At 59.3% G+C, this 15,870-nt stretch carries 16 protein-coding genes; 7 read left to right on the top strand and 9 right to left on the bottom strand.

Features of this window, described 5'->3' with window-relative positions; genetic code table 11:
* Window positions 1-37 precede the first annotated feature (37 nt).
* The 8 genes from eno to ACG74X_RS05420 all read right to left on the bottom strand — a co-directional run bounded on the left by eno (window position 38) and on the right by ACG74X_RS05420 (window position 7,490).
* Window positions 38-1,315, bottom strand: a complete 1,278-nt coding sequence (gene eno, locus ACG74X_RS05385; protein WP_411233125.1) for a phosphopyruvate hydratase — start codon at window positions 1,313-1,315, stop codon at window positions 38-40.
* 90 nt (window positions 1,316-1,405) lie between these two features.
* Window positions 1,406-2,296, bottom strand: coding sequence for a DMT family transporter (locus ACG74X_RS05390; RefSeq protein WP_411233126.1), 891 nt, complete (start codon window positions 2,294-2,296; stop codon window positions 1,406-1,408).
* 110 nt (window positions 2,297-2,406) lie between these two features.
* Entirely contained in the window at window positions 2,407-2,817 is a 411-nt protein-coding gene (locus ACG74X_RS05395) for a Fur family transcriptional regulator (RefSeq protein WP_411233127.1), read from the bottom strand.
* 73 nt (window positions 2,818-2,890) lie between these two features.
* Window positions 2,891-3,736, bottom strand: a complete 846-nt coding sequence (locus tag ACG74X_RS05400; protein WP_411233128.1) for a DMT family transporter — start codon at window positions 3,734-3,736, stop codon at window positions 2,891-2,893.
* Window positions 3,737-3,745: 9 nt separating this feature from the next.
* Window positions 3,746-4,537 carry a DUF533 domain-containing protein gene (locus ACG74X_RS05405; RefSeq protein WP_411233129.1) on the bottom strand — a complete coding sequence of 264 codons (792 nt, stop codon included), beginning with the start codon at window positions 4,535-4,537 and terminating at the stop codon, window positions 3,746-3,748.
* A gap of 102 nt (window positions 4,538-4,639) precedes the next feature.
* Window positions 4,640-6,058 (bottom strand): protein adenylyltransferase SelO, encoded by a 1,419-nt coding sequence (locus ACG74X_RS05410; protein WP_411233130.1) that lies wholly within the window; start codon window positions 6,056-6,058, stop codon window positions 4,640-4,642.
* 47 nt (window positions 6,059-6,105) lie between these two features.
* On the bottom strand, window positions 6,106-6,552 hold the full coding sequence (locus ACG74X_RS05415) for a GNAT family N-acetyltransferase (protein WP_411233131.1): 447 nt from the start codon (window positions 6,550-6,552) through the stop codon (window positions 6,106-6,108).
* The gene (locus ACG74X_RS05420) at window positions 6,549-7,490 is read right to left on the bottom strand and encodes a nucleoside hydrolase (protein ID WP_411233132.1); all 942 of its coding nucleotides are present in this window, start codon (window positions 7,488-7,490) and stop codon (window positions 6,549-6,551) included. The genes ACG74X_RS05415 and ACG74X_RS05420 overlap by 4 nt, the downstream gene beginning before the upstream one ends.
* A gap of 215 nt (window positions 7,491-7,705) precedes the next feature.
* Between ACG74X_RS05420 and zwf the strand changes: the two genes are divergently transcribed.
* The 3 genes from zwf (at window position 7,706) to pgi (ending at window position 11,515) form a co-directional block, all read left to right on the top strand.
* Window positions 7,706-9,160 carry a glucose-6-phosphate dehydrogenase gene (gene zwf / locus ACG74X_RS05425; protein ID WP_411233133.1) on the top strand — a complete coding sequence of 485 codons (1,455 nt, stop codon included), beginning with the start codon at window positions 7,706-7,708 and terminating at the stop codon, window positions 9,158-9,160.
* 88 nt (window positions 9,161-9,248) lie between these two features.
* Window positions 9,249-9,926 carry a 6-phosphogluconolactonase gene (gene pgl, locus ACG74X_RS05430; protein ID WP_411233134.1) on the top strand — a complete coding sequence of 226 codons (678 nt, stop codon included), beginning with the start codon at window positions 9,249-9,251 and terminating at the stop codon, window positions 9,924-9,926.
* A 5-nt stretch (window positions 9,927-9,931) separates the two neighbouring features.
* A complete protein-coding gene (gene pgi, locus ACG74X_RS05435) occupies window positions 9,932-11,515 on the top strand; it encodes a glucose-6-phosphate isomerase (RefSeq protein WP_411233135.1) in 1,584 nt (527 codons plus the stop codon).
* On the opposite strand, the gene ACG74X_RS05440 is transcribed toward pgi, so the two are convergent.
* A complete protein-coding gene (locus tag ACG74X_RS05440; RefSeq protein ID WP_411233136.1) occupies window positions 11,494-11,994 on the bottom strand; it encodes an acyl-CoA thioesterase in 501 nt (166 codons plus the stop codon). The genes pgi and ACG74X_RS05440 overlap by 22 nt on opposite strands.
* Before the next feature lie 203 nt (window positions 11,995-12,197).
* Between ACG74X_RS05440 and ACG74X_RS05445 the strand changes: the two genes are divergently transcribed.
* From ACG74X_RS05445 to ACG74X_RS05460, 4 genes are all read left to right on the top strand, one after another.
* The gene (locus tag ACG74X_RS05445) at window positions 12,198-12,815 is read left to right on the top strand and encodes a holin-associated N-acetylmuramidase (RefSeq protein WP_411233137.1); all 618 of its coding nucleotides are present in this window, start codon (window positions 12,198-12,200) and stop codon (window positions 12,813-12,815) included.
* On the top strand, window positions 12,806-13,345 hold the full coding sequence (locus tag ACG74X_RS05450; RefSeq protein ID WP_411233138.1) for a holin family protein: 540 nt from the start codon (window positions 12,806-12,808) through the stop codon (window positions 13,343-13,345). Before ACG74X_RS05445 ends, ACG74X_RS05450 begins: the two co-directional genes overlap by 10 nt.
* A gap of 84 nt (window positions 13,346-13,429) precedes the next feature.
* On the top strand, window positions 13,430-15,397 hold the full coding sequence (locus ACG74X_RS05455; protein WP_411233139.1) for a heme lyase CcmF/NrfE family subunit: 1,968 nt from the start codon (window positions 13,430-13,432) through the stop codon (window positions 15,395-15,397).
* Window positions 15,398-15,399: 2 nt separating this feature from the next.
* On the top strand, window positions 15,400-15,870 hold the full coding sequence (locus ACG74X_RS05460) for a cytochrome c-type biogenesis protein CcmH (RefSeq protein WP_411233140.1): 471 nt from the start codon (window positions 15,400-15,402) through the stop codon (window positions 15,868-15,870).

A 15,870-nucleotide genomic window follows, 5' to 3' on the forward strand; every position in this document is an offset into this window, starting at 1 on the left:
CCAAGACGTTGTCTGGCGGCTTTTTCGTGCGGGTGCTTTACGACCTGAGGATAGAGCGCCCGGCATATTCCGCCGTTTCGGCCAGCATTTCCTCGATGCGGATCAACTGGTTATACTTGGCCAACCGATCAGACCGCGCCAGAGACCCGGTTTTGATCTGACCACAATTTGTGGCAACAGCAAGATCGGCAATGGTGGCGTCTTCGGTTTCGCCCGAGCGGTGGCTCATCACATTGGTATAGCGTGCGCGGTGGGCCATATCGACGGCTTTGAGCGTCTCGGTCAGGGTGCCAATCTGGTTCACCTTGACCAGCATGGAGTTCGCACAGCCCTTGGCGATCCCATCGGCAAGACGCGCAGGGTTGGTGACAAACAGATCGTCGCCCACCAGTTGAACCTTGTCACCCAGAACTTCGGTCAGCGTGGCCCATCCGTCCCAATCATCTTCGGACATGCCGTCTTCGATGGACAGGATCGGGTAATCGTCCACCAGGGCCTGAAGGTAGGCAACATTTTCGTCAGAGGTCAGCGTCTTGCCTTCACCGGCGTAAACGTAATGGCCGTCTTTGTAGTATTCCGTGGCGGCACAATCGAGCGCGAGCATCATGTCGTCGCCTGGAGTGTAGCCTGCCTTTTCGATGGATCGCAGAATGAAATCGAGCGCATCGCGGGTCGAGCCAAGCTCGGGGGCAAAGCCACCCTCATCGCCAAGGCCAGTGGACATGCCTGCGGCGGACAGTTCTTTTTTCAGCGTATGAAACACTTCGGACCCCATGCGCACCGCATCGCGGATGTCGTCTGCGGCGACCGGCATGATCATGAATTCCTGAATGTCGATCGGGTTGTCTGCATGTTCGCCGCCATTGATGATGTTCATCATCGGAACCGGCAGAATCCGGGCCGATGTGCCCCCGACGTAACGATACAAAGGCTGTGCCGAAAAATCGGCAGCGGCCTTGGCTACGGCCAGACTGACGCCAAGGATCGCATTGGCCCCCAAACGGCTTTTGTTTTCGGTGCCGTCGAGTTCGATCATACCAAGGTCAATGGCCACCTGTTCGGTCGCGTCCATCCCGACGATCTCTTCGGCGATTTCGCCGTTCACGGCGGCAACAGCCTCAAGCACGCCTTTGCCCATGTAGCGGTTTTTGTCGCCGTCGCGCTTTTCGACCGCCTCGTAGGCCCCGGTTGACGCGCCGGACGGCACAGCCGCACGGCCGATTGTGCCGTCTTCCAGCAAAACGTCGACTTCGACGGTTGGGTTGCCCCGGCTGTCCAGAATTTCGCGGGCGTAAATGTCGATGATGGTGCTCATGGGGTTTGGTCCTTGGCAGGCTTATGGTTGTGCGGCGGTATAGCAGGGCGGGACGTAAAGTAAACTGCAACTGCTAGCGCTAACGTCTTGCTACAGGCTCGCCTGTTGATCGGCTTTTGCCAATCTGTGCAGTTTGCGTTCGCGCAAAACGGTGTAAATGCCCGAGGCCACAACCAGACTTCCGCCGGTAATCATCCAGATATCAATGGTTTCGCCAAATAAAAGCACCCCAAGGCACACGCCAAACAGCAACCGGGTGTAGCGGAACGGCGTGACGACCGAGATGTCGCCAATCCGCATGGCGGCGGTGATGGCATAATATCCGGCGATGGTCGGGACAACGGCAAGCGCCAGAAGGCCAGTTTGGCGCAGGTCCGGCACGCGCCACGGGTCTGTGAACGGGATCAACACCAGAGCGGCGAGGTTAAACGCGGCAAAGCCAACGGTTGCAAGTTGGAGGTTGGACAGCGATCTGGGGGCAGCCCGTGTCGACAGGTCGCGCGCCGCCAGAGCCAGCATCGCGCCCACCGACAGCAGGGCCAGTATGTTAAACCCTTCGGTGCCCGGACGCAGGATGATCAGCACGCCAAAAAGCCCTGTGAGGATTGCGCACCAACGCCGCCAGCCGACCTTTTCGCGAAAGAAAACAACCGCGCCCAGAGCCACGGCCAAAGGTCCGGCCTGCGTGACGCTGGTGACCAGCGACAACGGCGTAAGGGCCAGTGCGTTAATCATGCAAAGTGCAGCGGCAATTTCCGCAAAAGTCCGGATTGCAATGGCAGGATGGGCCAGGTCCTTGGTCAGAACGGGCTGTCGCTTTAATCGGCTCAGCGCATAGAAAAATGAGGTGCCCAACACCCCCATGGTCATCACGATCTGACTGAGCGACAGGTCGACACTCAGGGCCTTGATCCCCACATCGCCAAGCGCGAAGCCTGCCATGGCGAGGATCATGAGAGTGATGCCTTGGAGATTCTGCATATGCCGCAGCTACGCCGGTTTGAGAGCGGTGACCAGTCAGATGATGCCGCGAAGGGACTTGGATGAGGTTAACACAGCCCAAAGCGCAGGCCGCGCCGCCACTTTGGGCGCTATTTCTTCATCGGTACGCCGTAAAGCTCAAGCCGATGGCCCTTGAGCGTGTATCCCAGCTTGGCCGCGATTTTTTCCTGAAGCGCCTCGATCTCGGGGTCGACGAATTCGATGACCTTGCCGGTTTGCAGATCAATCAGGTGATCATGATGATCGCGTTCCGCATCTTCGTATCGGGCGCGGCCATCGCCGAAATCGACCTTTTCAAGAATGCCCGCCTCTTCAAACAGCTTGACCGTGCGATAGACCGTCGCCAGCGAAATATTGGGATCAAGCCCCGACGCCCGTGCGTAAAGTTCCTCGACATCGGGGTGATCGTGAGAGTCTTGTAACACTTTGGCAATGGTCCGGCGCTGATCTGTCAGGCGCAAGCCTCTGGTTTCGCACCGCGAGATGATGGTGTCGGACATCCGCAGACCCTTTTTGTTCGTGAAAGCTGGTGTATCGCGCAATGAAAAGCAAGGCCATAAGCGTCATGAAAAATTATGCGGGACGACGCAAGTGGCGAAGGTAAAGTGCCAGGCTGGTGATCACGATGGCACCGCCCAAAAGCATGCGTTGCGTGGGGGCTTCGTCAATCAGCACCCATACCCAGATCGGGCCCAGAACGGTTTCCAGCAACAGCACAAGGCTGACATTGACGGACGCGGTGTGACGGGACGCTTCGGACATGAGGTAGAACGATACCGGCAGAACAAACAGGCTGGCAGTTGCGATGGCCCATGTTGTGCCCTGCACAAGAGCGCCTGGCGTGGTCAGGGACAAGGCACCGATCCCCGCCAGCAATGCCCCGATCCCCACGGCGCATAACATGGGCATATCGGGATTGTTCCGCAGAAGCGTGAAGCTCAGCGACAGGCTTAGAGCGACGCCAAGCCCGCAGGCGACGCCGATCAGCGATGTGGCGGTCAGCGTCATGTCGCCCTTGCCTGTCATTGCCAAAGCAATGCCCAGCCCAACACATATGATTGTGACCCATGTCGCACGCCGCGTCGGCACGCCGTATAACAACCACGACCAGAACGCCGCCCAAACCGGGACGGTGGCCACGGCAATCAAAACCAAAGCCACCGGTGCCACCGAGATCCCCGTGGCAAACAAACTGGCATTGGCCCATTGCGACAGGATCAACGCCACGCCAACGCCAGAGGCAAGCCTTGGGATATGGCGAAGCTGGCCGATAAAAGCCGCAGCGATCAGAAACAGACAGCCCATCGCCAATCCACGCCACGCCACCAAAGCGGTCGGGGGCAATTCGGACAGACGAATAAGAAGCGCGTCCGGCGTCAGGATCAGAACGCCAACAAACGCGAGGATAATGCCCTTCATTCAGATGGGTCAGCTGTAAAGGGGCTGAACCCCCATCTGCATGTGAAGGGTGTTGACGGTGGGTTGATCAAGCTCCATGGCGCGGGCCAGACCATCAAGATATTCCGCTTCGGGCTGGGTATCGACACGGATGGTCATCAGGGACGCTGAATACACCTGCGTGCGCAGCGGGGCTGGTGTGTCTTTTGCCAAGGCGTCGATATCGACCGGGGCTGCCAGCTGTTCCTGGACAAATGCGATGTCCTCGGGGGCTGCGTCGTCGCCAACGGTGTCAATGATTTTGGCGCGTTCGGCTTCGTCGATACCGCCGTCTGATTTTGCCGCCTGGATCATCGCGCGCAGCATCAAGGCCGCGGTTTCTTCGGCTTGTGGTGCGGCGGCCCCGCTGTTCGACAATTGATCCAGCATACCGCCCATGTTCTTGCCGCCCATTGCGGCGGCACCGCCCGCTGCGGCAAGCACCCCTGCCAGACCGGCCCCGCCTGAACCTCCGAGAGAGGCCAGCAATCCACCCTTATCGCCTGATGGCTGCCCGGCCGTGCCACCGCCCATGAGTGACGACAGATCAAGCCCGCCGGATTGCAAATTGTCCATGATCCCGGCCAGCGGATTGTCCCCGCCCGTGCCAGCGCCTCCCATCATTTGCCCCATCTGGGCCTGAAGCTTTGCCATCGGGTGATCGCCCTGCACCTGGGCACCGCCGGTCAGACCAGCAAGACCTTTGCCGCCAGAGAGGTGATCAACGCCCCGCGCGGCTGCGTATCCGATGGCCACTTTGGCCAGTGTTCCCATGAGGCTCATAGATCATCTCCAATTGATTGACATGATTACGATGACAGATTCGGACACGCGTGGCGACAGGGCGAATAATCCGGGCGCGGATGCTGCGCGTGGTTGACGGTGCTACGTGCCGCAGAACGTCGCTTGCACGACTTCGCTGTCCAAAGGTGGCCGCCGCAGATCTTCGGTGTCGGCTGTGGCGACATAGGGGTCCGCATAGGCGGACATCAGACGGTGAAACAGGCGATCATCCTCTTGCGTGGCCGCTGTGATCATCTGTTCGATCCGGTGGTTTCGTGGGATCAGCACAGGATTGGCGCGACGCATCACTGCGTCCGGATCGTCTTCGCGCTCGATCCGTGCTTTCCATCTTTGGGACCACGCATCAAACCCGGCAGTATCCAGAAATTGATCCCGCGCGGTGCCGTCCACCAACCCACGGAAAGTATTGGTGAAATCCGCCTTTGCCTCTTGCGTGAGGTTCAGCAGGTCGGTCACCAAGGTTGCATCGTCGGAAGCTGGGTTGGTTATCCCGATCTTGGCCGCGAAGCGTTGATGCCATTCCGAGCGGATCATCTCTGGCATTTGGTGGATTTTGGCGGTGAACGGCTCGACTGCCGCTTCGGGGTCCGGCATCAATGGCAACAGGGCCGTTGCCAATTGGGCCATGTTCCACACGATAATATCGGCCTGTGCCGCATAGCTGTACCGCCCGTAGCGGTCGATTGACGAATAGACGGTTTCGGGATGGTAGCTGTCCATAAAGGCGCAGGGGCCGTAATCAATGGTTTCGCCCGAGATGCTGCAATTGTCGGTGTTCATGACACCGTGGATGAAGCCGATGCTAAGCCATTGCGCGACCAATGCGGCCTGTTTGCGCATCACCGCATCCAGAAACAGCGCCGGATCGGTGGCGTCGGGGTAATGGCGGGCGACGGCATAGTCGAATAATGTCCGAAGCGCGTCTGTGTCGCCGCGCGCGGCGAACACCTGAAACGTTCCGACCCTGAGATGGCTTTGCGCCACACGGGTCAGCACGGCTCCGGGCAGGGGGCGCTCGCGGATCACGGCCTGACCGGTGCGCACCGCCGCCAGAGCGCGTGTTGTTGGCACGCCAAGCGCGTGCATCGCTTCGCTGACCACATATTCGCGCAACACAGGCCCCAGCCAGGCGCGCCCGTCACCGCGGCGCGAAAAGGGGGTTTGGCCAGATCCCTTAAGTTGAATATCGCGGCGCACCCCGTCGGTGCCAACGGTTTCCCCCAACAAAACCGCGCGCCCATCCCCCAGTTGCGGATTGTACTGGCCAAACTGGTGCCCTGCATAAAGCTGCGCCAGGGGCGTGGCACCGTTTGGCACCACGTTGCCGGCAAAGATCGCTGCAAGCTCTGGGTCGTCCAGCCCGTCCATGCCCAGATCACGCGCCAGTGCTGTGTTAAAGGCGATCAGGGATGGCTCTTTCACCGGCGTGGGTGGAACGCGCGCGTAAAAGCTTTCGGGAAGCGCGGCATAGCTGTTGTCGAACGGAATCTGTAAAGTCATGTGTCAGATATAGGCGCTGCGTGTGCCGGCTGCCAGTGATCAGAGGATCAAAGCACCCGTGTCATCAACAGGTGGCCGTCTCGGGGTTGAAACCGGGCTCGGCTGTAGAATTTGTGCAGCGTCTCATCGGATTTGTTTGCCTCAAGATGCAGCGCCCGGATGCCGCCGTCTTTCAACGCTTTGGCAAGACCGTCCAGCGCCTCGCTGCCCATGCCGCGATTGCGCACGGCGCTGCGGATGAACAATTCATCGACGATTGCATCGAGACCGCCAAATTCAACTGACCAGCCAAAGGAGACAACGACATACCCGACCGGCGCGCGGCGTGGCCCGATCAGCCAAATGGCACCATGGGGGCTTCCCTCAAGCAACGGCAGGATCGCATCGTGTTGATGGTCGGCCGTGGTGTCAAAGCCTTGATGCGCGTGAAACGACGCAACCAGGGGCAAGATCTTGGGCAGATCGTCTGTCGTGGCAAGGTGCAGGGATCTCATAGCCGGGCCAGCCGGTCTGTGAGCAGGGCGAAAAAGCCGTCAGCGTTGATATCGCGCATGAATGTGGCGTTTGCGGGCCGGTCTGTCACGCCCCACCAATCCGCCACGGTCATGCCCAGTGTCAAATCAGAGCCGGTCTCGATCTCTACATTGATATGGCGTCCGCCGAATAGATCCGGGTCGATCAGATACGCGGTTACACACGGGTCGTGCAGCGGAGCACCTGCGCTGCCGTATTTTTGTTTGTCGAAGCGTTCGAAGAAATCCGTCATTTCGGCCACGGCCTGTCCCACGGGGGTGCCAATGGCGCGGAAGGCATCGTTGCGCGGCTGCGTGACCAGCGCCTTGTGGGTCACGTCCAGCGGCATCACGGTGATCGGAGCGCCGCAGCCAAAGACGATTTTAGCGGCGTCGGGATCGACATAGATATTGAACTCGGCGGCAGGGGTGATGTTGCCGACCTCGAAATACGCGCCGCCCATCAACACAATCTCTTGCAGGCGCTCGGCAATGTCCGGGGCTTGCTGCAAGGCGGTTGCAACATTTGTCAACGGACCCAGCGGGCACAGCGTCACCGTGTTCGGCGCTTCGCGGCGCAGGGTGTCAATAATGAAGTCGACCGCGTGCCGGTCTTGCAGGGGCATCACCGGATCAGGCAGCGTCGGCCCGTCCAGACCGGTTTTGCCATGCACATGTTCAGCTGTGACAAGCTTGCGGGTCAGCGGCGCATCGCAACCCGCATAGACTTTGGTGTCTGGCTTGCCCGCCAATTCGCACACAATTCGCGCGTTTTTTTCGGTGAGCGGCAATGGGACGTTTCCGGCAACGGCGGTAACGCCAAGAACGTCGATATCTTCGGGCGAGGCAAGCGCAAGCAGGATGGCAACGGCATCGTCCTGTCCGGGATCAGTGTCGATGATGATTTTACGCGGTGCCATGGACGTCTCCTGTATTGGGTGGGTGGTGACATGGGTCATTGGCAGGTTCAAGCGCCATGATCCGGTCGGGCAAAGCTTTGCCATCGCCGGTCGGTGTGTAATTGCAGAGCGACAGGCACATGATACTGATGTCGTGATTGGAGCGAAATCAGTTTACATCCTGTTCGTTAGCGCTAACAAGGCGCTGATCAAACCAGAATCGAAAGGCCCTCATTATGGTGTCCCGCGTAATTCCAGTTGACCCCTTTGACCTTGTGATCTTTGGCGGAACCGGCGATTTGGCGCGCCGCAAGATCCTGCCCGGACTGTTCCGGCGGTTCTGTGCAGGCCAGATGCCAGAGGGATCGCAGATCATCGGGGCCGCGCGGTCCGACATGGATGACAGCGGGTATCGCAAGATGGTTGCGGATGCCGTGGCCGAATTCGGCGGTGGCGCTGATTGCGACAACGGAACGCTCGATGCCTTTCTTCAGACCGTGCATTACGTGACAACAGATGCCATGGGCGAGGGCGGCTGGGCCGATCTGAATTCCCGCATGCAAAAAGACTGTGTACGGGCCTTTTATTTTTCGGTGGGCCCATCGCTGTTCGGGCCTTTGGCGGAACGGTTGCACCGTTTCGGGCTGGCCACACCTGACAGCAGGATTGTTGTGGAAAAGCCGTTTGGACATGATCTTGAGTCCGCCAAGGCCCTGAATGCCACGCTGGCCCAGCATTTCGACGAAACCCAGATCTACCGGATTGATCACTACCTTGGCAAAGAAACCGTTCAGAACCTGATGGTTGTGCGGTTCGGGAATATGCTGTTCGAGCCGCTTTGGAATTCGCAGTATGTCGATCACATTCAGATCACGGTGGCGGAAACTGTCGGTGTTGGCGGGCGCGGCGGGTATTACGACAAATCGGGCGCGATGCGCGATATGATGCAGAACCATCTGATGCAGCTTTTGTGCCTGATCGCGATGGAGCCGCCTGCCAAATTTGACCCCGATGCGGTGCGCGACGAAAAGCTTAAGGTGATCCGCGCGCTGGAGCCGGTGGACTGGCATCATATCGTGCGGGGGCAATACACCACTAGCGGCGATGTCGCGGGCTATCGCGAGGATGTGGACGACGCCAAATCCCGAACCGAAAGCTTTGTCGCGATGAAGTGCCACATCTCGAACTGGCGTTGGGCGGGAACACCGTTTTACATGCGCACGGGCAAACGTCTCAAGGCGCGCACGTCGGAAATTGCCGTGGTGTTCAAGGATGCGCCGCATTCTATTTTCGGCGCGGATTCAGGCCGGCACCGCAATGTGCTGGCCATTCGGCTGCAACCTAATGAAGGCATGACGCTTGATGTGACGATCAAGGAACCGGGGCCGGGCGGTATGCGGATGATGGACGTGCCGCTGGACATGAGCTTTGCCGAAGCGTTGGGTCCGGATGTCGAAGAGGCACCTGACGCTTATGAACGGTTGATCATGGATGTGATCCGGGGCAACCAGACGCTTTTCATGCGCGGAGACGAGGTCGAAGCCGCCTGGGCCTGGACCGACCCCTTGATCGAAGGCTGGCAAGCGCGCAATGATGTGCCCAAGGAATATGACGCGGGAAGCGTTGGCCCGGAAGATGCGTTGATGCTGATGCACCGGGATGGCCGCAAATGGCGGGACATCAAGGCATGATCCGAAACAGCGCGCGGCGCAGGTCGCCGGGTGTGATTCTGATGCGGCCCACCGCAGGCGACCACTGAACATGGCAGGAGATCTGAGCATGAATTACGACTTTCAATCTTATCCCGACAGGGAAATGCTTGCGATCGATCTGGCCAATAAACTGGCGGGTGATCTGCGCTCGATCTTGCAGCATGAAGACCGCGTTGTGCTGGCGGTTCCCGGCGGCACATCGCCGGGGCCGGTGTTTGATGCGTTATGCGCCGCCGATCTGGACTGGGCACGTGTTGACGTGATGCTCACCGATGAACGCTGGGTGCCCGAGACAAGCGACCGGTCCAACACCCGGTTGATCCGCGACCGGTTGCTGGTAAATCGGGCCGCCGCTGCGCGCCTGTTGCCGTTGTATATTGATGCACATGAACCCGAAGAGGTGCTGGCCGAACTGGAAAGCCAGATTTCAAGTGAGTTGCCCCTGGCGGTGGTCTTGTTGGGCATGGGGGCTGACATGCACACGGCCTCGATTTTTTCCGGTGCGGATAAACTGACCGAGGCTTTGGCTCCCGATGCTTCCATTCTGGTTGCCATGCGCGCGCCCGGTGCGCCGGAACCCCGCGTCACGCTGAGCGCGCGTGTGTTGAACGATGCGATCCGTAAACATGTTCTGATTTTTGGCGAGGAAAAGCGCATTGCCCTGGAGCAGGCGCTGCATTTGAAACCGACAGAGGCCCCGATCAAAGCCGTGCTGAGCGAAGCCACGGTTCATTGGGCGGAGTAAAGACGATGTGGACTGCGCTGAAATCGGCCGCCGAGGCCGGCAAAACCCGTTCGATCACTGAACTGTTCGACCGTGATCCAGACCGCGCAGAGGCGTTCAGCGTCACTGCGTGTGACATGCTGTTCGATTATTCGAAAACCCAGATTGACGCAGCGTCTTTGGACACGCTGATCGCACTGGCCAAAGACGCGAATGTGAACGCGCGGCGCGATGCGATGTTCGATGGGTCACAGATCAATGAAACCGAAGGGCGAGCGGTCCTGCATACGGCGCTGCGCAATCTGGATGGCGGGCCGATCACGGTGGACGGGCAGGACGTGATGCCGGATGTCCTGCGCGGCTTGTCGCGGATGGAAGCAATTGCCAATGACGTGCGCGCGTCAGATATCACAGATGTTGTCAATATTGGCATCGGCGGATCGGATCTGGGCCCGGCCATGGCCTATCTTGCCCTGTCGCCCTATCGCGACGGGCCGCGCTGTCATTTTGTGTCCAATGTCGATGGGGCCGATATCGCCGACACTCTGCGTGGCTGTCGGCCAGACAAGACACTGTTCATCGTTGCGTCAAAAACCTTTACCACCATCGAGACGATGACCAATGCCCGCACAGCGCGGGCGTGGTTGACGGATCATAATGTGCCCACCGACGGACGCTTTATTGCGCTCTCCTCGAATGCTGATGCCGCCGCTGACTGGGGTATTCCCGAAGACCGTGTTCTGGGCTTTGAGGATTGGGTTGGAGGTCGCTATTCAATGTGGGGGCCGATTGGGCTGTCGCTGATGATCGCCATCGGGGCGGACGCGTTCAAGGCGTTTCTGCGCGGCGGCCAGGCCATGGACCGGCATTTCCAATCCGCAGCACTGCACGAAAACATGCCTGTGCTGTTGGCGCTGGTGGGCATCTGGCACAATCAGGGGCTGGGCCATGCGACCCGCGCCGTGCTGCCCTATGACAACCGCCTGTCAAGGCTGCCCGCCTATCTGCAACAGCTGGAAATGGAATCAAACGGCAAATCCGTGGCGATGGACGGCTCCGATCTTTCGGTGAATTCCGGGCCGGTTGTCTGGGGAGAGCCGGGCACCAATGGCCAACACGCCTTTTACCAGTTGATCCATCAGGGCACGCGCGTTGTGCCCTGCGAATTCATTATTGCCGCGAACGGGCACGAAGAGGATCTGCGCCACCATCACGAACTGCTGATCGCCAACTGTCTTGCCCAATCCGAAGCGCTGATGCGCGGGCGGTCGTTGCAAGAGGCGCGCGCGCTGATGGCGGATGCCGGGCTAAGCGGTGACGAGCGGGAACGACAAGCGCGCCACCGCGTGTTTCCCGGCAACCGTCCGTCCACGACGCTGATGGTTCCTAAGGTCACGCCAGAAATTCTGGGCCAGATCATCGCGCTTTATGAACACCGCGTGTTTGTCGAAGGTGTGATCCTTGGGATCAATTCTTTCGATCAATGGGGTGTCGAACTGGGCAAGGAATTGGCAACCTCGCTTGGTCCGCTTGTCAGCGGCGACGCGCCCGCCGACGACAAAGATGCAAGCACCCAGGGGCTTTTGGTCTATGTGAAACGGTTTTCCTGATCGCGCTCGACGCCTTCGACATCATGGAAATACGCGCGGATCGGGTCCGGGATCGCAAGACGGCCGGTCCCGTCCGGGTGCAACAGCACGATCACGCATTTGAATTCGGCCCGTTTGGTGCCGGCGGACCAGATCTCTTGATGCATGGTAAAGCTGGTGGTGCGGCAGGCAATCGTTTTGGACACGATGACATAATCTTCGTCCGCACGCATTTCCTGTAGCCAATCCATCTCGCCCCGGCGAATAACGATTCGCGGCTCGGTTGCGGCGTTTTCATAGGTGGTCAGGTTGATATGTTTGAAATACGCGACGCGGGCGGATTCAAACCAGATCAGATAGGCCACATTATTGACGTGGTTCAGCGGGTCCAGCTCGGCAAAGCGCACGCGGTCTGCAATCGCCAATGGCCACTGCGTCGGCAATCCGGCCGCCTGTTGCTGATCCGCGGTCAGCGGGGTGAGGTAGGGTAAATCTGTCATAGCTGCTGGGTGTCAATCCGCGCGCGGAATGTCAAACCCCGACGCGACCCCGGTGAGTATGACAGCCCCGGTGGAGCGACCCTGTCTGACAACAAAGCCGGTGGCGTATTGCCCCAATGCACGGCAACGCACGACCCATTCTGATTTGGTTAATGCCTGCTTTGCAGTGTCTGGCCCGTGTCACAATCAGGGGGCCAATGGCCATGACAGACTACAGCGTGCGACAGATCGCGGAAGACATCGTTCGCCGCGAAGGGGGCTATGTCAATGATCCGGATGATCGGGGCGGGGCCACCAACTATGGGGTGACGATCCACACGATGCGTCGCCTGGGCCTCGATCTGACGGGCGATGGTGCCGTCACAACGGCCGATGTACGGCGTCTGACCGCCGAACAGGCCGCCGACATCTTTCTGGAGCATTACTTCACCCGCCCGCGGATTTCGGATGTGTCGCAGATGATACAGCCGACGCTGTTCGATATGTATGTGAACGCAGGCAGCAATGCAGTCACGTTGTTGCAAAAGCTGTTGGGCAAGATGGGGATTCCGGTGGCCATTGATGGCGTGATCGGCCCCAGAACAATCGCCGCCACAGCACAGGGCTGTGCCGCTGCGCCGAACCATATCGTGGACGCCTACGGGATAGAGCGGCGCAATTATTACTTTGCCTTGGCGGACCGACGGCCCAGCAACCGCAAATATGCCCGGACACGGGCGGGCGGCAAGGGCGGTTGGATCAAACGCGCCGAGGCTTTTATGGCGTCGCGCTATCACCTGAGTGACGCAGCGTTTGAACAAAGGACCGCAAAATGGGACTGATCGAGCAGCTGTTTTCGCTTGTGTTTGGATCGGGTCGCAACGTGCTGCGGGAAACGGCAGAGGTGTTCCGGCCAAATGCGGAAGCCCAGTCTGTCAGGGATCACACCCGGCACGCTGCCGCGCTTCGGCAATTCGGCCACGAGTTCCTGCAACCAAAGCGGGGGGGATTCGACAGGTTCATGGATGGATTGAACCGGGTGCCGCGACCGGCGCTGGCGCTGGGCACGCTGGGGCTTTTCATTTCGGCAATGGTCGATCCGGTTTGGTTTGCCGCCCGCATGGCCGGTATCGCCTTGGTGCCAGAGCCGCTATGGTGGCTGCTTGGAGCCATCGTCAGCTTTTATTTCGGAGCGCGCCATCAGGCAAAAGGTCAGGATTTTCAACGCGATCTAACCAGACAACTGGACGCGGCCCTGCCGGATGTTCTGGACCGGCTTGATACATTGAAAGACGCGCAAACACCGGCGGGGCCGGTAAACATCCAAGGCAATGCCGCGCTGCAAGACTGGAAAGGCCAGCGCGACCCCTAGCATTGGACCCCTTGCGACAATGTGAACCGGCATCTGGAGTAAATGTTATTGGTCGCCGCCGCTGAGGCTCTTATACTCAGCCTCATGGTTACAGAACTCGGTCATTTCGCCCTCATCCTCGCGTTCCTTGTCGCGATTGTGCAATCTGTCGTCCCGTTGATCGGTGCGCATAAACGATGGCCGGGCTGGATGGCCGTGGCGGAACCTGCCGCCACCGTCCAGTTCCTGCTGACGGCATTTTCATTTGCCGCGCTGACATATGCTTTTGTCATCTCTGATTTCTCGTTGCGGCTGGTCTGGCTGAACAGCCATTCGGCCAAGCCGATGATCTATAAAATCAGCGGGGTCTGGGGCAACCATGAGGGCTCGATGCTGTTGTGGGTGCTTATCCTGACCTTGTTCGGCGCGATGGCCGCCTGGTTCGGCAAGGGCCTGCCTCCGACCCTCCGCGCCCGTGTTCTGGCGGTGCAATCCTCTGTCGCCGTGGCGTTTTTTGCCTTTATCCTATTCACCTCCAACCCGTTCCTGCGCTTGGCTGTACCACCGTTTGACGGCCAGGATCTGAACCCGTTGTTGCAAGACCCCGGCTTGGCGTTCCATCCTCCCTTCCTTTACCTCGGCTATGTCGGCCTGAGCATCTGCTTCAGCTTTGCCGTGGCCGCCCTGATCGAAGGGCGCGTCGATGCGGCGTGGGGGCGTTGGGTACGTCCGTGGACGCTGGCTGCCTGGACGTTTTTGACCATCGGGATCGCGCTTGGATCATGGTGGGCCTATTACGAATTGGGCTGGGGCGGGTTCTGGTTCTGGGACCCGGTTGAAAACGCGTCCTTTATGCCTTGGTTGCTGGCGGCTGCATTGCTGCACTCGGCCATCGTGGTGGAAAAACGCGAGGCGCTGAAAAGCTGGACGATTTTGCTGGCGATCCTGGCATTTGGTTTCTCGCTCATCGGGACGTTTATCGTGCGCTCTGGCTTGCTGACCTCGGTTCATGCCTTTGCCAATGATCCCGAGCGTGGCGTGTTTATCCTGATGATCATGATCTTCTTTACCGGTGGTGCGCTGACCCTGTTCGCGCTGCGGGCCAGTTCGATGGAAGCCAAGGGCATCTTTGGCGTGGCAAGCCGCGAAAGCGCTCTGGTTGCCAATAACGTGCTTTTGGCGGTCAGCTGTTTCGTAGTCTTCTTTGGAACGCTTTGGCCCGTCGTCGCCGAGATGTTCTTTGATACCAAGCTCAGCGTGGGCGCGCCGTTCTTCAACATGGCATTCACGCCGTTTATGGTTGTTTTGGGGTTGATCCTGCCGATCGGGTCAATGCTCAGCTGGAAACGCGCCAAAGTCGGGCGCACCCTGAAACAGCTTGTTCCGGCGTTCATTCTTGGGGTGTTGCTGCTTGGTCTGTTCTGGACAATGCAAACCGGCAAAAGCCTTTTGGGGCCGGTTGGTGTGTTCCTTGGCGTCTGGTTGCTGTCTGGTGCCGTCCTTGATCTGCTTAACCGCACGGGTCAAAACCGCGATCTGTCACGGCTCTGGCGTTTGCCGCGTGCGGATTGGGGCAAGGCCACGGCGCATATCGGACTGGGCGTGACCATGGTTGGGATCGCCGGGCTGATGGCCTGGCAGGAAGAGGACATTCGCGTCGCACAGATCGGAGAGCCGTTCACAGTTGGCGATTTCGAGCTTGAGCTGGCGGCCGTCAATGAAGTCACCGGCCCCAACTATTACTCGACCATGGGCGACGTGATCGTGCGCAGCGACGGAGAGCAGATTGCCTTTCTGCAACCCGAAAAGCGCAACTATCCCGTGGCCCAGATGCCGACAACCGAAGCGGCGATCGACTACCGTTTCCTGCGCGACATCTATGTCGTGATCGGCGATGAACAGGCCAATGGGGGCTGGGTGGTTCGCACCTATATCAAACCGTTGGCGAACTGGATCTGGGCGGGCTCCATCCTGATGGCGCTTGGCGGCTTCCTGTCCCTGTCGGATCGGCGCTATCGTGTTGCAGCGGGTGAAAAGAAAGTCCGCACCCCACAAGGCGTACCTGCAGAATGAGGATGATGCGCATAGTAAAAGCCGGGCTGCTGTCGATGATGATGGCAGCCCTTGTCATGCCGGCCTTTGCGGTTCAGCCGGACGAGGTGCTGGACGATCCCGCGCTTGAAGATCGGGCGCGGGACCTGTCCAAAGGGCTACGCTGTCTGGTGTGCCAGAACGAAAGCATCGACGAATCCAACGCGCCGCTGGCACGGGAATTGCGCCTGGTGGTGCGGGAACGTCTGGTCGAAGGCGACACCAATGACGAGGTGCTCGACTTTCTGGTCGAACGCTATGGGGAATTTGTGTTGCTCATGCCCCGGACCGATGGCTGGAACATGATCCTTTGGCTGTCCGGCCCGGTGCTGTTTCTGATCGCGCTTGGGGTGGGGACAAGCTATATTCGTGGCCGCGCCAATGCGGTGACCCCGACCGAAGCGGCCCTGTCCGAGGCGGAAAAAAAGCGCCTGGAAGAGCTGCTGAAGGACTGA

Source organism: Marivita sp. S0852 (assembly GCF_046591575.1).
Classification (GTDB): domain Bacteria; phylum Pseudomonadota; class Alphaproteobacteria; order Rhodobacterales; family Rhodobacteraceae; genus Marivita.

What these genes read in the sequence shown, in the direction of transcription:
- eno (WP_411233125.1), bottom strand. Translation starts at nt 1,315, where the DNA reads ATGAGCACCATCATCGACATTTACGCCCGCGAAATTCTGGACAGCCGG.
- ACG74X_RS05390 (WP_411233126.1), bottom strand. Translation starts at nt 2,296, where the DNA reads ATGCAGAATCTCCAAGGCATCACTCTCATGATCCTCGCCATGGCAGGC.
- pgl (WP_411233134.1), top strand. Translation starts at nt 9,249, where the DNA reads ATGAATTACGACTTTCAATCTTATCCCGACAGGGAAATGCTTGCGATC.
- ACG74X_RS05440 (WP_411233136.1), bottom strand. Translation starts at nt 11,994, where the DNA reads ATGACAGATTTACCCTACCTCACCCCGCTGACCGCGGATCAGCAACAG.
- ACG74X_RS05450 (WP_411233138.1), top strand. Translation starts at nt 12,806, where the DNA reads ATGGGACTGATCGAGCAGCTGTTTTCGCTTGTGTTTGGATCGGGTCGC.
- ACG74X_RS05415 (WP_411233131.1), bottom strand. Translation starts at nt 6,552, where the DNA reads ATGAGATCCCTGCACCTTGCCACGACAGACGATCTGCCCAAGATCTTG.
- ACG74X_RS05410 (WP_411233130.1), bottom strand. Translation starts at nt 6,058, where the DNA reads ATGACTTTACAGATTCCGTTCGACAACAGCTATGCCGCGCTTCCCGAA.
- ACG74X_RS05400 (WP_411233128.1), bottom strand. Translation starts at nt 3,736, where the DNA reads ATGAAGGGCATTATCCTCGCGTTTGTTGGCGTTCTGATCCTGACGCCG.
- ACG74X_RS05455 (WP_411233139.1), top strand. Translation starts at nt 13,430, where the DNA reads ATGGTTACAGAACTCGGTCATTTCGCCCTCATCCTCGCGTTCCTTGTC.
- ACG74X_RS05445 (WP_411233137.1), top strand. Translation starts at nt 12,198, where the DNA reads ATGACAGACTACAGCGTGCGACAGATCGCGGAAGACATCGTTCGCCGC.
- zwf (WP_411233133.1), top strand. Translation starts at nt 7,706, where the DNA reads ATGGTGTCCCGCGTAATTCCAGTTGACCCCTTTGACCTTGTGATCTTT.
- ACG74X_RS05405 (WP_411233129.1), bottom strand. Translation starts at nt 4,537, where the DNA reads ATGAGCCTCATGGGAACACTGGCCAAAGTGGCCATCGGATACGCAGCC.
- ACG74X_RS05420 (WP_411233132.1), bottom strand. Translation starts at nt 7,490, where the DNA reads ATGGCACCGCGTAAAATCATCATCGACACTGATCCCGGACAGGACGAT.
- pgi (WP_411233135.1), top strand. Translation starts at nt 9,932, where the DNA reads ATGTGGACTGCGCTGAAATCGGCCGCCGAGGCCGGCAAAACCCGTTCG.
- ACG74X_RS05395 (WP_411233127.1), bottom strand. Translation starts at nt 2,817, where the DNA reads ATGTCCGACACCATCATCTCGCGGTGCGAAACCAGAGGCTTGCGCCTG.
- ACG74X_RS05460 (WP_411233140.1), top strand. Translation starts at nt 15,400, where the DNA reads ATGATGCGCATAGTAAAAGCCGGGCTGCTGTCGATGATGATGGCAGCC.